This window comes from Aeromonas sp. QDB25, assembly GCF_027707725.1.
In the GTDB taxonomy this organism is placed as follows: Bacteria; Pseudomonadota; Gammaproteobacteria; order Enterobacterales; family Aeromonadaceae; genus Aeromonas; species Aeromonas caviae.
Genome location: NZ_JAPCIZ010000189.1, coordinates 1 through 1,726 on the forward strand (window position 1 = coordinate 1; position 1,726 = coordinate 1,726).

At 61.2% G+C, this 1,726-nt stretch carries 2 protein-coding genes; both read left to right on the plus strand.

Annotated features, from left to right (window positions below):
* Window positions 1–415 precede the first annotated feature (415 nt).
* The gene (locus PG883_RS23385; protein ID WP_001161490.1) at window positions 416–976 is read left to right on the plus strand and encodes a recombinase family protein; all 561 of its coding nucleotides are present in this window, start codon (window positions 416–418) and stop codon (window positions 974–976) included.
* Between the two features lie 3 nt (window positions 977–979).
* On the plus strand, window positions 980–1,726 hold a 747-nt coding region (locus tag PG883_RS23390; RefSeq protein ID WP_270808441.1), incomplete at its 3' end, for a DUF4158 domain-containing protein.

Here is a 1,726-nt window from a genome sequence, read left to right on the forward strand (position 1 = left end):
TCAGGATTAACGTACGTGATATGGCTTTGAGGGGAGGTAGTCGAAAGAATATTGGCATCTTTTGGGAGTTCTAAGTTTCGACCCGTCACTGGTAAATTCTGGCGCATAAGAGCCTCAAGAGTTGGCTGTTTTATTTTATTGTGTTCGGCATTAAGCCCAATTTCTTTAGCGTTACGATAAAGCTAGCATGGACACGATAGGTGCAGCAAGTTAAGGGTTGCATTGCGCATGTAAATCTAGGTTATACCCTAACTGGATGTCAGGCAGGGCCGCGCCGCTTCGTCAGAATAGAGTCATCTTTCGCATTTTTTGACACATGCCTGCGAAGGTCATAGATTTCAGCCTGACAGAAACGGGGTTTGAGGCACAACGGAACAGAAGGAGCACTTAAGCCGCCTTCAACCAAGGAGACATCGTGCAGGGGCACCGCATCGGCTACGTCCGGGTCAGCAGCTTTGACCAGAACCCGGAACGCCAGCTGGAACAAACCCAGGTGAGCAAGGTGTTCACCGACAAGGCATCGGGCAAGGACACCCAGCGCCCCCAGCTCGAAGCGCTGCTGAGCTTCGTCCGCGAAGGCGATACAGTGGTGGTGCACAGCATGGATCGGCTGGCCCGCAACCTCGATGACCTGCGTCGCTTGGTACAGAAGCTGACTCAGCGCGGCGTGCGCATCGAGTTCCTGAAGGAGGGCCTGGTGTTCACTGGCGAGGACTCGCCGATGGCCAACCTGATGCTGTCGGTGATGGGGGCCTTCGCTGAGTTCGAGCGCGCCCTGATCCGCGAGCGGCAGCGTGAGGGCATCGCCTTGGCCAAGCAGCGTGGCGCGTACCGGGGCCGCAAGAAAGCCCTGTCCGATGAGCAGGCTGCTACCCTGCGGCAGCGAGCGACGGCCGGCGAGCCCAAGGCGCAGCTTGCCCGCGAGTTCAACATCAGCCGGGAAACCCTCTACCAGTACCTCCGCACGGACGACTGACACATGCCGCGTCGCTTGATCCTCTCGGCCACGGAGCGGGACACCCTGCTTGCGCTGCCGGAAAGCCAGGATGACCTGATCCGCTACTACACCTTCAACGACTCCGACCTGTCGCTGATCCGCCAGCGACGCGGCGACGCCAACCGCCTCGGCTTCGCCGTGCAGCTCTGCCTGCTGCGCTACCCCGGTTACGCGCTGGGAACCGACAGCGAGCTGCCCGAGCCGGTCATCCTGTGGGTGGCGAAGCAAGTCCAGGCCGAGCCGGCGAGCTGGGCAAAGTACGGCGAGCGCGACGTGACCCGTCGCGAGCATGCCCAGGAACTGCGCACCTACCTGCAACTGGCCCCGTTCGGCCTGTCCGACTTCCGCGCCCTGGTGCGCGAGCTAACCGAGCTGGCCCAGCAGACCGACAAAGGCTTGCTGCTGGCCGGTCAGGCCCTGGAGAGCCTACGGCAGAAACGACGCATCCTGCCGGCGCTGAGCGTGATTGACCGGGCCTGCTCGGAAGCCATTGCGCGAGCCAATCGGCGGGTCTACCGCGCCCTGGTCGAACCACTCACGGACTCGCATCGGGCCAAGCTGGACGAGCTGTTGAAGCTCAAGGCCGGCAGCAGCATCACCTGGTTGACCTGGCTGCGCCAGGCACCGCTGAAACCCAACTCTCGGCACATGCTGGAACACATCGAGCGGCTGAAGACATTTCAGTTGGTGGACTTGCCCGAAGGCCTGGGCCGGCACATCCACCAGAAC